Raw genomic sequence first — 17,334 nt, 5'->3', positions numbered from 1 at the left:
TATGAATGTAATAATAACAGGTGGTGGGACAGGGGGACATATCTATCCTGCCCTAGCAATTGCAAAAGGTTTACAGGAAACCTACGTAGGTTGTGACATATTATATGTTGGTACAAGTAAAGGCTTAGAAGCAGGGATTCTCCCAAAAACAGGTATAAATTTTCGGTTCATCACAGTTGAAGGGTTACCCAGAAAGATTAATTTTCAATCGCTTAAAAGTGGTTTTAAATTCCTTAAAGGGCTGGGGCAATCCTTTAAAATTATTTCAGAGTTTAAACCTGACGCCATAGTATCAACAGGAGGATATGTTGCAGGTCCAGTAGCGTGGGTAGGTTCTCAAATGGGTGTACCACTCATGCTACATGAACAAAACTCATATCCTGGTATTACAAATAAGTTATTAGCTCGAAGAGCTAAGCGTATTTGCTTGACATTTAAAGATAGTAAACAGTATTTTAAAGATAAGTCCAAACTTAGATTAACCGGCCTACCTATACGTTCGGAGATACTAAAGGTTTCGAAAAAAGGCAGCTATAAAAGGTTGGGACTTGACCCAAGAATGAAAACTGTTTTAATTACAGGTGGAAGCCGAGGAGCATGGAGTATTAACAATGCAATTGCCAAATCAATGGCTGAACTGATTAAAATCAAAAATACTCAATTCATATTCATTACAGGTGAAGCAAGTTATCTTGAAACAACTGAAACTATTAAAAAACAAGGAATAAATCTTGAAGATATGGGTAATATTACCATTAAGCCTTATATACATAATATGGAAGATGCTATAGGTATTGCTGACCTAGTAATAGGGAGAGCAGGAGCTACATTTCTAGCGGAAATCACAGCCTTAGGGATACCCGCCATATTGGTGCCATATCCATGGGCAACTGAAAACCATCAAGAACATAATGCAAGATCCCTCGTTAAAAATGGTGCAGCAATATTAATAAAAGATCATGATTTAACATCAAATAATCTTTTAAAGGAATTAGATAATCTATTATTGAATGAAAAGAGATTACTTTCTATGAAAAAGGCTTCCCAGGAGCTTGGAGAACCTCACGCATTAAAGAAAATACTTGAAGTGTTTACTGAAGTAGTACCTTATAATTTACTATCCTGAGCTAGCTTGAAAATTGCTTTTTAGTTAGACAAGCTATAATTAAAAATTTACTTTGTGTAACAAAAGTATCTTAGTCTGCATAGTATGGTTTGTAAGTTATGTTACTTTGCTTCTCGGGACAAAAGGAGTGGTAGCTTTGAAAGAAATAAATTATGTACACTTTATTGGTATTGGTGGCGCAGGCATGAGTGGCCTGGCAAAAATACTAATTCAAACTGGAACAAAAGTTAGTGGCTCAGATTTATCTAACTCAAAATATGTAGAGCGGCTTACCCAAATGGGCGCCCAAATAAAAATAGGCCACCAGGAAGATAATGTACCTGATATTTGTGATTTGGTTGTGGTTTCTACTGCTATACCTGAGACCAACCCTGAAATTCGCAGATCTAAAGATAGAAATATAAGAATCATCAAAAGAGGAAAACTTCTTGGAGAATTAATGAAACTTCAAAGGGGCATTGCTGTAGCGGGAGCTCACGGGAAAACAACTACAAGTTCAATGATCGCTCTGGTACTTGAAGATGCTGGGTATGATCCTACTATTGTAGTTGGTGGTGAGGTATTCAACTTATGCTCAAATGCTAAGTTAGGTTATGGAGAATACCTTGTAGCCGAAGCAGATGAAAGTGACGGGTCATTTTTAGAGCTCTTTCCTGAAATTGCCCTAGTGACTAATATAGAGGATGATCATTTGGATCACTATGGTAGTATGGAAAATATAATTAGTTCTTTTCAACAATTTATTAATCAAGTTCCTGAGGGAGGCACAATATTTCTTGGAATAGATAATGAAATTGTTAAAAGAATCAAAGTGCCAAAAGGCAGAAATATAAAATATTATGGTCTACAAGAAAATGATTCTTATGTTGCAAAAAATATAGTTTTTAAGGCAACAGGAAGCATCTCTGACATATACTACGAAAATAAATTTCTTGGTAGTTTGGAACTTACTGTTGCAGGTAAGCATAATATAATCAATGCAATGGGAGCATTAGGAGTGGCCATGGAGGTTGGTATTAGTTTTGAAGAAGCTAGTCTAGTATTAAAACAATTCAGGGGAGTTGAGAGACGTTTTCAATTATTGGGAGATCAAAACAACGTTAAGGTTGTAGATGATTATGCACATCATCCTACTGAAATTAAGGCTACTTTAGAAGCTGCTCGACAGAGTCATGAAGGAAGGGTTGTGGTAGTATTTCAACCCCATCGTTATTCAAGGACAAAACAACTTTATCAAGAATTTGGTAATTCATTTTCTGATGCAGATTTAGTAATTATTACTGATATTTATGCAGCAGGAGAAAAAGCTATTCCAGGTATTAGTGGTGAATTAATTTATCTGGAAGCAAAGAAGAGCTTTCCTAATAAGCAAGTAGTATACAAGGAATATAATAAGTTAAGTGATTATTTGCGAAAAAAAACTAAGTCTGGGGATTTAATATTGACATTAGGGGCTGGGGATATATGGAAAAAGGGTAAAGAACTTGTAAACAACTTGGGGGAATGAAAGTGGAGATCAATGATACTGTATTTGCGCAATTAAAAGAAATTCTAAATTCAGGTAAAGAAGTACTTGCTAACGAACCTTTAAGTAAATGGACTACATGGAGAGTTGGTGGCCCCGCTCAATACCTAGTATTTCCAAGTAGCGTGGAGAAGGTAGTGGGTGTGATAAAAATTGCAAAGAAGAATAATGTACCAGTTATCGTCTTGGGAAATGGATCTAATGTGCTGGTAAAAGATAGTGGTATCAAAGGGATAGTTATCAATACAGCTAAGCTTGAAAGGATATCCGTTCAAGGAACAATTATAAGTGCAGAGGCTGGAAATACAATGCCACAACTTGCAAAATATGCAATGCAAAATAGCCTTACTGGACTTGAGTTTTCTGTAGGAATTCCAGCGTCTTTTGGTGGTGCTATCTTGATGAATGCTGGAGCATGGGGTAAATCATTAGGAGATGTTATAAAAGAAGTCAAAATAGTTAATATGGAAGGTGAGGTCAAGGTTCTATCAAGGGAGCAAATGAATTTTAATTATCGCGAAAGTAGTTTTAAAAAAGGTGCTCAGGTGATAGTCGGTGGCAACCTTAAACTAGCTCAAGGTGATGCTGTTAAAATAAAAAATTTAATGACATTTCATCAGCAGAACCGAATTGAGAAACAGCCATTAAGGCTACCCAATGCAGGAAGTGTTTTTAAGAATCCAGAGGGTTATGCAGCTGGTTACCTTATTGAATCTGTTGGTTTAAAAGGATTTAATATGGGTGGAGCAAAGATTTCAGATAAACATGCAAATTTTATAGTCAATACTGGAAGTGCAACTGCTGAGGATATTCTCAACCTGATGGATAAAGCTGTTCATTGTGTAGAAAATTTCTATGGAATTCACCTAGAACCGGAGATTAGTATTTTAGGATAGAGTTGACAGGGGGTGGATCTGTGAAAAAAGATAAGTTTGTTGTAATGGGGGGTAAAGAACTTTCCGGAACAATAAAGGTTAGTGGGTCAAAAAACGCAGTTTTACCAATAATGGCTGCGAGTCTTTTATCCAGCAAGGAAGTAATACTACATGATGTCCCAGATATTTCAGATGTGCAGGAAATGCTTAAAATGTTAGAGATTTTGGGTGCAAACCTAAAGAGAGAAGGCAAGGTACATATTATAGATACCTCCAACGTACAGCCCCAAGAATTATCTGAAACGCTTGTGAGAAAAATACGTGCTTCTAGCTTATTTATGGGACCTATGTTAGGCAAGTTCGGTTCTATAAGAGTAGCTTATCCAGGTGGATGTAATATTGGCTCAAGACCAATAGATTTGCATCTGAAAGGGTTTGAAAAATTAAACGCAATTATTAAGGAAAAACATGGTTTTATCGAAGCCAACGGCTCAAATTTAAAAGGAGAAAGTATTTACCTAGACTTTCCAAGTGTAGGTGCCACTCAGAACCTAATGATGGCAGCATGTTTAATACCAGGAGAAACAATAATAAAAAATTGTGCTAGAGAACCTGAGGTTGTGGACTTACAAAATTTTTTAAACTTTATGGGGGCAAAAATACGTGGAGCAGGAACAGACACTATAAAAATAACTGGAGTTAAGAAGCTTGGCTCAGTAGAACATTACCTTATTCCTGACAGAATTGAAGCAGGTACACATATGATAGCTGCAGCTGCAACAGGTGGAGATGTTGTGATTGAAAATGTGATAGCTGAACATTTAGTTCCTCTTACTAGTAAACTTAGAGATGCGGGGTGTCAAATAGATGAAGGAGACTACCAAATAAGGGTAAGGGGAAATAAAGAGTTAAAACCATTAGATATTAGAACATTACCTTATCCAGGTTTTCCTACAGACTTACAACCTCAAATGATGGTGCTCCTAATGCTTGGTCAGGGCACTTCAGTAATAGTAGAAAACATTTTTGAAAATAGGTTTAAACATGTTGATGAATTTAGAAGGCTTGGTGCAGAAATAAAAGTTGAAGGTAGAATTGCAATTGTTAAGGGAGTTAAAAAATTAACTGGTGCTTTTGTAGAGGCCACAGACTTAAGAGCTGCAGGAGCATTAGTCTTGGCAGGTCTCGTCTCAGAAGAAGCTACAGTTATAGAAAATATTCATTATTTGGACAGAGGCTATGAGAACTTTGAAAGAAAGTACAACGATCTAGGCGCCAAAATAATAAGAGTCAACAACTCTCTTAGCAGCTAAGTGGCTGCTTTTTTTAATGTTATATTGGACTGGCAGTAGTTGTCTGATATAATAGTGATAAAAAATCTTACTATAATTGTTATTTAAGGAGATAACCAAAATGCCCTCAAAAGCATACCGAGTTTTACATACCAAGAAGTCAAGGGTTATGCAGACTACCTTACTTTGTCTTTTATTTGCGCTATTTATGTACTTATTTATACAATCAAGTTATTTTGATTGCAAGGATATATTTGTAGACGGGAATAGGATCCTAGATAATGAGCACATTTTACAAAATGCAGACGTGCCCTTAGGGAATAATCTGTTTTATATTGATGAGAAACGCATCATAAGGCGATTAGAAATATTACCAATGATCCAGGAAGTGAAAGTTGAAAAACGTCTTCCGGGTACTTTATATATTCATGTAAAAGAGAGAGAACCGTCCTCAATTGTTGTTGCACAAGAAAAATTTATTTTAGTGGATGGCAAAGGATTTTACATGCAGGATGTGGAATCTATAAGAGAGTTTATTGATCTTCCCCTTATAACTGGTCTAAGTCTTGAGGAAAATTTACGTTATGGACAAGAGATAGAGAATCGGGTTCTGGATGCTGCTCTTGAAATTGCAGACCAAATATGGGAAGAGCATGGTATTTATTTCAATGAGATAAACGTTTCCTCAGGAGAAAATGATATTTGGTTGTTCACAAACGAAGGTATTATGGTTAAAGTAGGTAATTCAAAAAACCTTGATGAAAAGATAGCCGTTTTTGAAAAGCTTTATACAAAACAGTTGGAGGAAGGAAACCACTACCAATTGGAATATATTGATATAAGCTTTGCAGGTTTGCCAGTAATCAAATATAAGTAAAGGATGTTTGCAAATGTGGTTCCCTTTAGTTGGCCTGTTGATAGGAATAATGCTAGGTTTACAGCTTCCATTTGCTGTACCCATTGGGTTTGCTAAGTATATGTCTGTGGCCTTACTGGCTGCTTTTGATTCTGTGATTGGAGGACTAAGGGCAAATTTAGAGGGTAAATATGATAATGCAATTTTTGTTACGGGATTTGTAGCCAATACGTTTTTTGCTGGTGCCTTAGCTTATATTGGCGAGCAGATAGGAGTCGATCTTTATTTAGCTGCAGTATTTGCTTTTGGGGTTCGTTTGTTTGAAAACCTTGCCATAGTTAGAAGACTTATTTTGAAAAAATAAAAAATTGTTTTTTGTAAAAAAAGGTATTTGCAATATGTTGTGGAAATTTTTTTAAAGATATAGATGTTCTTCCAGGGAGGTGCAAAACTTGCCCCAAAATAGAATAGTAGTAGGATTAGACGTTGGAAGTACAAAAGTTACAGCAGTTGTAGGAGAAATAACTGAATTAGGTGAGATTAAAGTCACAGGGTTTGGTGAATGTCCATCAAATGGCTTGCGTAAAGGCATCATAGTAGATATTGATGGAGTGGCACGTTCTATTGTTCAGGCAGTTACATCTGCCGAGAGAATGAGCGGCCAAAAAATTCTATCAGTATATGTAGGAGTGACTGGTTCTCACATATATTCTGTTAATAACAAAGGTGTAGTGGCTGTTGGCAATAGGGATGGTGAAATCTCTGTAGCAGATGTAGAAAGGGTAATATCAGCATCTAAAGTAATAAACCTACCCATTGATAAGGAAATCATACATGTGATTCCTAGACAATATGTGGTTGATGGGTATGATGGGGTGTTAGATCCTGTAGGAATGGTAGGGTCAAGACTTGAAGCAGAGGTTAGTATTATTATAGGGGCAAATGCATCTATCCAAAATCTTGGCAAAGCGGTTTCAAGGGCAGATCTGCATGTAGACGGTTTTGTATTAAATCCGTTAGCAGCATCTGAAGCGGTATTGCAACCTGTAGAAAGAGATTTAGCATCTGTGGTTGTGGATATTGGTGGTGGAACCACAGAGATTTCTCTCTTTGATGAAGATGGTTTATGGTTTGCGTCTGTACTGCCAGTCGGTGCTTACCATGTAACTAGTGACTTGGCTGTAGGCTTAAGGATCCCTTTGAACCAAGCTGAAAAGATTAAAATGGAACATGGCTGTGTTCTTAGTAATCTGATGCCAGATGAAGAATATGTTGCTATATCCAATTTAGGTGGGCATGAAAACAGGAAAGTTTCAAAAAAGGCCTTAGCTAGTATTATTGAACCTAGGATGCAGGAAATATTTCATATGATAAAGCAAGAGATAAAATCATCCGGTTTTAAGGGTGTTATTCCAGCAGGGCTAATTTTTACTGGTGGAGGTTGCTTATTGGATGGAATTGCTGAACTCGCCGCTGAACAATTAGATATGCCTGTTAGGATAGGTTATCCATGTAATATTGGCGGTATGATAGATATGGTAAACAACCCCAAATATGCAACAGCTATCGGCCTGGTAATATATGCTTCACGTAGGATGGTTTCAGAGGAAGTTGCAGTAGATAACGATAACAGCTTTAAAAGTTATTTTAATAGTATTAAAAGCTGGTTTAAAGACTTATTTTAGAGGGAGGATACTACATGTTAGAACTAGAACAACAAGAATTTAACCCATTTGCAAAGATTAAGGTTATTGGAGTAGGTGGCGGAGGTAATAATGCTGTTAATCGTATGATATCAGCCAATCTACAAGGAGTCGACTTTATTTGTGTAAATACAGATGCTCAGTGCTTAAGTCTTAGTCAAGCACAAATGAAGATTCAAATTGGAAATAAGCTTACAAAAGGCTTAGGTGCCGGTGCTAATCCAGAAATTGGTAAAAAAGCAGCTGAGGAAACACGAGATGAAATAGTAAAAAGCCTCCAAGGAGCGGATATGGTATTTGTTACGGCAGGTATGGGTGGAGGAACAGGAACAGGGGCAGCTCCAATTGTTGCAGAGGTAGCTAAAGAACAGGGTGCTTTAACTGTAGGAGTAGTAACCAGGCCATTTACATTTGAGGGCAAGAAAAGAGCAGGACAAGCAGAGATAGGTATTGAAGAATTAAAAGAGAAGGTAGATACACTCATAATAATTCCAAATGACAGGTTACTACAAGTTGCTGATAAGAATACTTCAATTTCAGATGCTTTCAAAATAGCAGACGATATATTAAGGCAAGGTGTTCAGGGTATATCAGATTTAATTGCAGTACCTGGATTAATTAATTTAGATTTCGCTGATGTTAAAACAATTATGATGGACACAGGGTCTGCTCTAATGGGTATTGGACGTGCTAGTGGTGATAAACGTGCTGCTGAAGCCGCTAATATGGCAATTTCAAGTCCACTATTGGAAACTTCAATAGAGGGTGCAAAGGGTGTATTGTTAAATATCACAGGAGGCAATAACCTTGGCTTATTTGAAGTTAATGAGGTGGCTGAAATAATTTCGTCTGCAGCAGATCCAGAAGCAAATATAATTTTTGGAGCAGTTGTGGATGAGAGATTAGAAGATGAGTTAAGGGTAACAGTAATAGCTACTGGTTTTGATGAGAGACGAAGTCCTAAAGAGAGTTTTACTAAAGAAATAGAGATGAAACCTTTTACAGGGGACGATCTTGATATTCCTGCATTTTTAAGAAGAAAGTAGACTCGTTCAGGCAAAAAATTTAATGATGTAATAAATTCAATAGCAAGATATTAATGAGGAGAACGGTTTTAGGTGACCGTTCTTTTGTTATTAAAACTACTTTAAAGAATTCGCAATAAGTGACAAAGTTCTTCTGAAGTCTTCTGTATAATTGTTTTAGAAGTCATAGACTCGTACTGCATTTAATATATTTATATGGAGTATTCCCTTTGAGGTGGCTCTAGTGTTTGAGGAAAACATCCTATATTTAGATGTTCTATTTCTTGTAAATCTTACCATGGATTTTGTTTTGATTTGGGCAACAGCTAGGTTTACAGGGTTTAGTACCTCATTTAAAAGAATTATCTTAGCTGCCCTTACTGGTGCCTTGTATTCAGTAACTGTCTATTTTCCCGCATTGCATACTTCTTTTTCTTCGCTTTTAATAAAATTACTTTTTTCTATAGTAATGATTTACATAGCTTTTTATCCATTGAGCCTTCGGAAAATGATGCAGGCACTAGCCTATTTTTATTTTATTGTATTTGCTGCAGGTGGTGCTATGTTAGCTACAGTATATCTAGCAAATACGGACCATACCATACAGGCTGTATTAACAGGTAAGTTTTCAATTATAGAACCATTGGGATATAATTGGTTACTTGCGGCAATGGTGGCTGCATTGGTTGTTGGTAGGTACGGAACAAGATTTATCAGACAGAACTTTCTCAAAAACATTTTATATGTTCCAGTAATTATTTGTATTGGAGATCAAAGAATAGCTCTAAAAACCTTAGTTGATACAGGTAATCAGTTAACAGATCCGATTACAAGTAAGCCCGTGATGATAGCTGAATTAGAAGCTTTGAAAAGTATAATTCCTGAAGTCATATACAAAGAATTGGAGGAAAATAAGGATTTTGATATTAATTCAACAATAACTTGTCTTTCAGAGACAAACCTGATATCTAGACTACGGGTCATACCCTTTAATTCAATAGGAGAGCAAAAGGGAATGCTTGTAGGCATTAGACCAGATTCAATCATTATTGTACATAATGATAAGACAATAAAGATTAAGGATATTATTGTAGGTATTTATAACTATAGACTATCTTCTAAGGGCATATATAATGGACTCTTACATCCAGAACTCTTACAAAATTCTCTGGATATTTAGTTTTTAAATTAGTATAAGCTTTATTCATATAGGGGGGATTTTGTTAATGAAGAAACTTTTACAACTTCGCTGGAACATAAAAATAAAGTTACTAAATTTGTTAATAAGACTTAAACTGCACCCGGAAGTACATTATGTGGGAAGTAGTGAAGCATTACCCCCGCCCCTATCAAATGATGAGGAAAAGTATTTAATAGATAAGCTTGAAGAAGGCGATAGAGCTGTAAAGAGTATTCTAATAGAACGTAACCTGCGTCTAGTAGTGTATATTGCTAGAAAGTTTGAAAATACAGGTGTAGGAATTGAAGACCTAGTGTCAATAGGGACTATAGGTTTAATTAAGGCAGTCAATACCTTTGATCCAAAGAAAAAGATAAAACTTGCCACCTATGCATCAAGATGCATTGAAAATGAGATATTGATGCATTTGAGAAGAAATAATAAGACAAAAACAGAGGTTTCCTTTGATGAGCCTCTTAATATAGACTGGGATGGTAATGAATTATTATTATCAGATGTTCTGGGAACTGAAAATGATATTATTTATAGATCAATTGAAGAAGAGGTTGATAGAAAACTACTCTATGCCGCTATGAAAAAACTAAACCCCAGGGAAAAAAAGATAATGGAATTTAGATTTGGATTGATGGATGGGACAGAAAAGACGCAAAAGGAAGTGGCAGACATTCTGGGTATATCTCAGTCATATATATCTAGACTCGAAAAAAGAATAATTAAACGTTTGCGAAAAGAGTTTCGGAAACTAGAATAAGAGTATTATTTTATATAATGTTGTCTCTATATTTCAAACAGTCACTTAGGTGGCTGTTTTTTTATTTTGCCCGTGTCAGTATAAAACTTAATACCCATGGCAATAATTTTAAAGGAAAGAAAGTACATTGTTCAAGAGGCATGAAGCAGGAGACAAGGGTATGAAGTAGGGTTTTTAAGGTGTTATTCTGACTTCTGACTTCTGAATTCCGACTTCTGAAAAGGGAGGTAAATATATTGATCGCAAATAAGGTTGAGATTTGTGGTGTAAATACTTCCAAATTACCTGTATTAAAAAACAAAGTAATGAGAGAACTATTTATAGAAATCCAAAACGGTAATGAAGAAGCTAGAGAAAAACTTGTTAATGGAAACCTACGATTAGTGCTAAGTGTTATCCAAAGGTTTACCAACAGAGGAGAATATGTAGACGATCTATTTCAGGTTGGATGCATTGGTCTAATGAAGGCAATAGACAATTTTGATTTAAGTCAAAATGTTAAGTTTTCTACATATGCAGTACCAATGATAATTGGGGAAATCAGGAGATATCTTCGTGACAATAATCCAATAAGGGTAAGCAGATCATTAAGAGACATTGCTTATAAAGCATTACAGGTAAGAGATTCCCTTGTAAGTAGGAATTCAAGGGAGCCTTCCATTAATGAAATTTCACAGGCTCTTGAAGTACCCAGAGAGCAGATTATATTTGCTTTAGACGCTATACAAGAACCCATCTCGTTATTTGAACCTATCTATCATGATGGTGGGGATCCCATATTTGTGATGGATCAAATAGGAGATGAAAAGAATAATGATAATAGTTGGTTGGAAAGAATTGCTGTTAAAGAAGCTCTTAATAAGCTTAATAACAGGGAGAAACATATTCTGACTCTTAGATTTTTTGATGGTAAGACTCAGATGGAAGTAGCTGATGAGGTTGGAATTTCTCAAGCACAGGTATCTAGGCTTGAAAAGGCAGCACTACATCATATGCGGAAATACGTGCAAGTGAATAACAAAGAAGTTTAGTGGGGTGTTTTATTTGAGGAGAATCATATATTTATTACTAATGGTTTTGATTGTGGGGGCAGCACTCAATATCTCATGGAATTTCCATGAGGATAAAAAACAAGCTAAAAAGTATTCAGAATTAATCAGGTTTCATGTTATTGCAAATAGTGATAGTGATGAAGATCAGGAATTAAAATTAAAGGTACGAAATATTCTTTTAGAAAAAATAGAACCTGAGCTTGGAAGGGCTACGACATTAGAAGAGGCTAAGGATTTCATAGCTAATAATTTAGACTATTTAGAGGAAATAGCAGAAAAAGAGATTGAAAAACGGGGGTATGATTATTCAACTTTAGCAGTAATGGGTAGTGCGGATTACCCAACAAGATCATATGGTGATCTTATTCTGCCTGCTGGTACATATCAATCTCTAAGAATAACAATTGGGGATGGCAAAGGCTCTAATTGGTGGTGCGTTTTATTTCCACCACTATGTTTTGTTGATATAACAAGCAGTATTGTGGAACCCAAGACATTGGCTGTATCAGAAGTTGATGAAGTAAATAAAAAAGCAAATAAAACATTTAAAATCAAATTTAAGCTTTTAGAGATAATAAAAGATAGACTTAAATAAGGGGAGATAGATGCCCTATTTTTTTTTGCTTACATACACATTTTCAGCTACTAGAAGCATATATATGTATAGAAACATATTTCACTTTGCCACTATTTCTACATTTAGAATACTGTTGGTTTAAAGTGGACAAATAGTCAGCTAGTATGGGGGTGTGAGTTTTGTTGAGAATTTCTGACCTGAGAATGCGAGAAGTAATCAATATAGTAGATGGTAGACGACTTGGAGAAATAAAGGACGTAGAACTTGATTTGGAGAGAGGAAGGATAAGGTCAATCATTTTACCTGGAACAGGTGGCTTTTTTAGATTTTTTGGTAGAAACGAAGATATAGTAGTACCATGGGACAGGATAAAAAAACTTGGAATTGATGTAATACTAGTAGAAGTGCACAATTTCACAGACCCAAGACATGAAGAAAATGGAGTAGTTGATTAGGTACGGCACTATAATTTTCGAATGAGAAATATAAGAAATTGACGTAAGCATCTGTGACATATATAATTTCATTATAAAGCCTAGGAGGTGTCACTTATTAATCATCTAATACAGAGAGGCGACCTTGCTTACTATACATTTGAACCTTTGAATAGATTTGATCAACTAGCACATGGGTTTTCTACTAGAAAAGGTGGGACAAGCCTTCATCCATATGATACATTAAACCTAGGGCTTCATGTAGGCGATGATAAAGATTATGTAATTGAAAATCGCAATAAATATATTAATTCTCTAGGTTTTTCGTTAGAAGAAGCAGTTGCTTTAGATCAAATCCATGGGAACAATGTGGTTTTAGTCAATGAGCTTGATAAAGGCAGGGGAATGACGTCCTATGAAGATTGTTTATCTTCAACCGACGGAATGATTACTAATAAGCCAGGGATTTTGTTGACTACATATTATGCGGACTGTGTACCAATCTATATCTATGACCCCCAAACCAATTCTATAGGTATGGCCCATGCTGGATGGAAAGGTACATTGTTGAAAATAGGGATAAATATAGTTAGTAGCCTGAAAAAAAGTTTTCGAGTTAATCCAAAAGATTGTGTTGCTGTTATAGGTCCATCTATTGGGCCTTGTTGTTATGAAGTAGATGAAAGAGTTCTCCTTCCAATCAAAAAAGCATATTCAGATTACAATTCCATTATAAGTAAAGAGAAATCCAAAAAGGGATTCTTAAATTTGTGGGAAGCAAATAGGTTATCCTTACTAGAAGCTGGAATAATAGATCAAAATATTCATATAAGCAAATTATGCACTCATTGCAGTAAAGACTACTTTTTCTCCCATAGAAGGGATAATGGTCGAACAGGTAGAATGGCTGCGGTGATGGGCCTTAGAAGGTGATTAATTGTCAAAAGTATTGCATATGCCTCATCAACCAAGGAAACCAAAGAAAAAAATGGGATGGATTTACTTGTTCATTTTGGGTCTTACAGTATGTATAATTACTAGTATTTCGGCAATCTCTAACAAAACTGTGAAGACAATAAATCCTGAGTTAGAGGCCATTACAACAGAGTTGTTAGCTGAAGCTGTTTTTATCCGTGATGAAAGAACTATCAAATCTCCTAACAAAGGTCAGATTTCATATGAAGATTTACAGGAAGGAGAAAGGGTTAGGGTGAGTCATCAGATAGCGACAATCACAGCACAAACATTGGAAGGAAAGCAAAACTACATACCAGTTACTACCAATAGTGCAGGAGTTTTAAGTTTTTATCCAGATGGTTTTGAAGAGGTATTAAGTGGAAAACCTATGGGTGAGCTCAATCTTCTAGAGGTTAAAAAAATAAATTCTGGGCAGTATAGTGATCAGGAAAAAGATAGGCAAATAGTGGAAGAAGGTACACCAATATTTAAGATTATTAATCCTTTTTCTGATGTAAACTTTATTCTATATTTTCCACAAAGCGAGATATTAGATATTGGAAGGGATCCTTTAGAATTAAAAGACGCACCATTAACGTTAAGTAATGGGGATAGTGAGTACAGGATTAATATATCAGACATCGGCTTTGCTGGAAAAGATGTATTTTGTTTTGGTGTTATATTGAATAACAAAGAAGATTTTTATAGTATCAGAAAGGCTGATTTTAGGCTAATTATAGATACTAAAGAGGGCTACTTAATTGATAAGGAAGCTATAGTAATTATAGATGAAGAACCGGGTATTTATATCCATAAAGGTGATTCATATAATTGGGTTCCTGTGGAAGTTTTAAAAACACTTCCTGACAAAAGCTTGATTATGTTCGATGATTATCTGTATCCAATAGTAATAAATCCGCAAGTGTTGTAAAATAAGCAGGAATTTAGCTATTGTTGACGAAATTTTTTAATAATCTTTCAATATTTGGGGAGAGATTCTTTTGAACAATTTACTAGAGAGATTAGAACATGTTAAGGAAATAATAAAAAAAAGTGCAGTTAAAGGGGGAAATTCACCAGAGCATATTAAATTAATAGTAGTTACAAAAACTGTTGATGCAGATATTATAAGACAGGTAATTGCTTGTGGAGCAGAGGATATCGGTGAAAATAGAGTTCAAAATCTGTTAGAAAAATATGAGTCTATTTCTGAAAAAGTAAACTGGCACTTTATTGGGCATCTACAATCCAATAAAGTAAAATACTTAATAAATAAGGTATCAATGATCCATTCTTTAGATAGAGAAAGCTTAGCAAATGAGTTAGAGAAACAGGGAAAATTCTTTAATTATACATTTAATTGCCTTGTGCAGGTAAATATTTCTGGGGAAAATAGTAAATTTGGAGTTTCGCCCAAAAATGTAGAGGGCCTCTTGTTGAAATTATCAAAATTGGAGCGGATTAATATTCAGGGTTTGATGACGATGGCACCTTTTGAGGCTAACCCTGATAATACTCGTTTTGTTTTTGAAGGATTAAGAGATCTTAAACATAAGCTTGAGGCACTTCATATACCTAGAATTGAATTGAAGTATCTTTCAATGGGAATGAGTAATGACTATGAAATTGCTTTAGAAGAAGGGGCAAATATGATTCGCATTGGTTCCGAAATATTTGGAAATATGTAGGGGGATAATATGAAAAAGTACTGGTATAAATTATTGAGTTGGATAGGTTTTGAAATAGAAGAGATACCCGAGGATAAACCAGTTAAATCTTCTACAGGTGACCCTATGGTAGACATGCTAGATAACAGTAAAAAAAATAACAATATTATAAGTATTCATCAAAACAAACCTGTTAAAATAGTCTATATTAGTCCAGTCGATTATGAGCAGGTTCAGGGTATAGCAGATCATTTAAGAAATTATAGACCTGTTATTGTAAATATGGAATCAATTGATAAAGAGCTTGCGAAAAGAATTGTAGACTTTTTGAGTGGTACTACATATGCTATTTCTGGATCCATGCAAAAGATAAACCCAAATATATTTATGATATTACCTCAAAACTTCAGTATGTTAAACTTAACTGATGAAGTTAAAGACGCATCCATAAAAAATGAATATCTAGCCTGGAACAAAACAATTGAAAGTTAGGAGTGTTTTATAATATGGTGGAATTTGTACTAATAGCTTTTCGTGTCTTATACTTTCTTGTTATTGCTAGGGTGATTCTATCATGGATTCCCATAGGAAACCCGAACAATACCCTTATGAATTTTATTTATGAAATTACCGAACCAGTATTAGCACCCATAAGAAGATTAATTCCCAGAGGATCATTGCCTATTGATTTTTCACCTATTATAGCTCTTTTGTTAATAAGAATGATTGAAGGTTTTGTAATTCAACTACTTAGATAGAAAACGTATTTTATCTCATATTAGAAATGATGAGCAAATAAGGGCAATGCATCATGTTTTAGATAAGGCCGAAGTTTGTTTGAAAAAAGGACAACTACAACCTACGAACTTTTTAGACCCTTATACGGTCAAAGTAGCTTTTGATATTTTAAAAGGAATTCAAGAGGTAGCATTTCTTTCATGGGGTGGTTATCAAGAAGCGGAAAGGAAGAAAATAGGTATTTATCCAGCAGATCTCCGCTTTGATAAAAAAGAGTTTTCTATTGCTCTTATTTCCTTTCAAGGAAACTTCAAATTTTTTGAAAATAATCATAGGCATGTTTTAGGGGCTTTACTGGCATCCGGAATTAAAAGGGACAAGTTTGGAGATATTTTTATTGGCGATAATCAAGTACAGGTTATAGTGGATAGTAAAACAACCAGTTATGTAGTAGCTAATGTTGTTTCAATTGGCCCCATTCCTGTAGTTGGGGAAGAAAAAAAGATTGAGGACTTATTATTACCAAAATCATTATTTAAGGAAATTAGAGCTACTGTTATTTCAATGCGGTTAGATGCAGTATTGAGTGCTGGTTTCTTTGTTGCACGGGGCAAATCTGCTGAGTTAATTAAGAAGGAGAAAGTTAAAGTGAACTGGCAGCATATTACTCGAATTGATTATCAGATTGAGGAAGGAGACATTTTGTCAGTACAAGGAAAAGGACGAATTAAAGTATTAGAAGTCCTAGGTACAACTAGAAAAGATAGAATAGCTTTAAAAATTGGTATTTATGTTTGATGGGGGGATGGAAATGGCGATTACACCTTTGGATATTCAAAATGCTGAGTTTAAAGTTGCTTTTAGAGGGTACGGACAGAGTGAAGTAGATAGTTTTTTGAATAAAGTTCTTATTGATTATGAAAAGATTTACAAGGAAAACCAGGTAATAAAGGAAGAGCTTAAAAAGATTGAAGATGATATTGGTAAATATAAGTCGATTGAGAATAATTTATCTGCTACTCTTGTAATTGCACAAAAGACAGCCAATGATTTAAAGGAAAATGCAACAAAAGAGGCAGGTTTAATTATTCAAGAAGCAGAACTCAAATCACAGAAAATTATTGAAGAAACTCAAAAAAAGGTTCACATTAAAGAAGAAGAGTTACAGGAACTAATTAACCAATTCAAGAGTTATAAACTAAAAATTTTGACCTTTCTAGAGACTCAATATAGGATGGTAAAAGGGGATTATTCCATACCACAAGATAATGATGAAGCTAAGGCTACAGATGTTCTGACAAATCAAGAGAAAGTTGACTAAAAATGAAGATATGGTATAATTTATTCCAAATATTAAATTATTGTCTATAAAAATAAATATAGTTACATGTAATGATCAGGAGAGTAGATAGTGATAGTTTTTCCAGCGATTCTGGGCAGGTGGGAGCCAGATAAGAACACTATTGAAGATCACCTGTGAACAACTCTTTTGAAATTAGTAAAAAGGGACGGTAGTCTTGCCGTTATTCAAAGAATAAGAAAGAGGGTATTCTAA

The 17,334-nt window shown here is 35.0% G+C and carries 20 protein-coding genes; all 20 read left to right on the top strand.

Translation table 11 applies throughout. The features are described from left to right. The first annotated feature begins 1 nt into the window (after position 1). The 20 genes from APF76_05465 to APF76_05370 all read left to right on the top strand — a co-directional run bounded on the left by APF76_05465 (position 2) and on the right by APF76_05370 (position 17,100). Positions 2-1,126 carry a hypothetical protein gene (locus APF76_05465; protein ID KUO52482.1) on the top strand — a complete coding sequence of 375 codons (1,125 nt, stop codon included), beginning with the start codon at positions 2-4 and terminating at the stop codon, positions 1,124-1,126. A gap of 136 nt (positions 1,127-1,262) precedes the next feature. Next, the gene (gene murC, locus APF76_05460) at positions 1,263-2,633 is read left to right on the top strand and encodes a UDP-N-acetylmuramate--alanine ligase (GenBank protein ID KUO52481.1); all 1,371 of its coding nucleotides are present in this window, start codon (positions 1,263-1,265) and stop codon (positions 2,631-2,633) included. A 2-nt stretch (positions 2,634-2,635) separates the two neighbouring features. Continuing rightward, on the top strand, positions 2,636-3,547 hold the full coding sequence (locus APF76_05455) for a hypothetical protein (GenBank protein ID KUO52480.1): 912 nt from the start codon (positions 2,636-2,638) through the stop codon (positions 3,545-3,547). Between the two features lie 44 nt (positions 3,548-3,591). Next, a complete protein-coding gene (locus tag APF76_05450) occupies positions 3,592-4,839 on the top strand; it encodes a UDP-N-acetylglucosamine 1-carboxyvinyltransferase (protein ID KUO52555.1) in 1,248 nt (415 codons plus the stop codon). Between the two features lie 100 nt (positions 4,840-4,939). Next, on the top strand, positions 4,940-5,695 hold the full coding sequence (locus tag APF76_05445; GenBank protein KUO52479.1) for a hypothetical protein: 756 nt from the start codon (positions 4,940-4,942) through the stop codon (positions 5,693-5,695). A gap of 13 nt (positions 5,696-5,708) precedes the next feature. Continuing rightward, on the top strand, positions 5,709-6,038 hold the full coding sequence (locus tag APF76_05440) for a hypothetical protein (protein ID KUO52478.1): 330 nt from the start codon (positions 5,709-5,711) through the stop codon (positions 6,036-6,038). Positions 6,039-6,126: 88 nt separating this feature from the next. Continuing rightward, positions 6,127-7,359, top strand: a complete 1,233-nt coding sequence (locus tag APF76_05435; GenBank protein KUO52477.1) for a cell division protein FtsA — start codon at positions 6,127-6,129, stop codon at positions 7,357-7,359. 14 nt (positions 7,360-7,373) lie between these two features. Next, positions 7,374-8,423, top strand: a complete 1,050-nt coding sequence (locus tag APF76_05430; GenBank protein ID KUO52476.1) for a cell division protein FtsZ — start codon at positions 7,374-7,376, stop codon at positions 8,421-8,423. 223 nt (positions 8,424-8,646) lie between these two features. Then, a complete protein-coding gene (locus APF76_05425) occupies positions 8,647-9,582 on the top strand; it encodes a hypothetical protein (GenBank protein KUO52475.1) in 936 nt (311 codons plus the stop codon). A gap of 46 nt (positions 9,583-9,628) precedes the next feature. Continuing rightward, entirely contained in the window at positions 9,629-10,354 is a 726-nt protein-coding gene (locus APF76_05420) for a sporulation sigma factor SigE (protein KUO52474.1), read from the top strand. A 236-nt stretch (positions 10,355-10,590) separates the two neighbouring features. Beyond that, positions 10,591-11,385, top strand: a complete 795-nt coding sequence (locus tag APF76_05415) for an RNA polymerase sigma-G factor (GenBank protein ID KUO52473.1) — start codon at positions 10,591-10,593, stop codon at positions 11,383-11,385. A gap of 40 nt (positions 11,386-11,425) precedes the next feature. Continuing rightward, positions 11,426-12,001 carry a hypothetical protein gene (locus APF76_05410; GenBank protein ID KUO52472.1) on the top strand — a complete coding sequence of 192 codons (576 nt, stop codon included), beginning with the start codon at positions 11,426-11,428 and terminating at the stop codon, positions 11,999-12,001. 161 nt (positions 12,002-12,162) lie between these two features. Continuing rightward, complete coding sequence (locus APF76_05405) at positions 12,163-12,438, top strand: hypothetical protein (protein ID KUO52471.1); 276 nt, start codon at positions 12,163-12,165, stop codon at positions 12,436-12,438. 147 nt (positions 12,439-12,585) lie between these two features. Beyond that, positions 12,586-13,350: a hypothetical protein gene (locus tag APF76_05400; GenBank protein ID KUO52470.1), complete on the top strand. Its 765-nt coding sequence runs from the start codon at positions 12,586-12,588 to the stop codon at positions 13,348-13,350. A gap of 4 nt (positions 13,351-13,354) precedes the next feature. Then, positions 13,355-14,305: a hypothetical protein gene (locus APF76_05395; protein KUO52469.1), complete on the top strand. Its 951-nt coding sequence runs from the start codon at positions 13,355-13,357 to the stop codon at positions 14,303-14,305. Between the two features lie 70 nt (positions 14,306-14,375). Continuing rightward, on the top strand, positions 14,376-15,062 hold the full coding sequence (locus APF76_05390; GenBank protein KUO52468.1) for an alanine racemase: 687 nt from the start codon (positions 14,376-14,378) through the stop codon (positions 15,060-15,062). 9 nt (positions 15,063-15,071) lie between these two features. Then, positions 15,072-15,533, top strand: a complete 462-nt coding sequence (locus APF76_05385; GenBank protein ID KUO52467.1) for a hypothetical protein — start codon at positions 15,072-15,074, stop codon at positions 15,531-15,533. 14 nt (positions 15,534-15,547) lie between these two features. Then, on the top strand, positions 15,548-15,799 hold the full coding sequence (locus APF76_05380) for a hypothetical protein (GenBank protein ID KUO52466.1): 252 nt from the start codon (positions 15,548-15,550) through the stop codon (positions 15,797-15,799). Between the two features lie 46 nt (positions 15,800-15,845). Next, positions 15,846-16,577, top strand: coding sequence for a hypothetical protein (locus APF76_05375; protein ID KUO52465.1), 732 nt, complete (start codon positions 15,846-15,848; stop codon positions 16,575-16,577). Positions 16,578-16,590: 13 nt separating this feature from the next. Continuing rightward, positions 16,591-17,100, top strand: coding sequence for a hypothetical protein (locus APF76_05370; GenBank protein KUO52464.1), 510 nt, complete (start codon positions 16,591-16,593; stop codon positions 17,098-17,100). Positions 17,101-17,334 lie beyond the last annotated feature (234 nt).

Origin of the sequence: Desulfitibacter sp. BRH_c19 (assembly GCA_001515945.1) — a bacterium.
Taxonomy (GTDB): domain Bacteria; phylum Bacillota; class DSM-16504; order Desulfitibacterales; family Desulfitibacteraceae; genus Desulfitibacter.
This window is presented reverse-complemented; position numbering and strand designations above follow the sequence as displayed.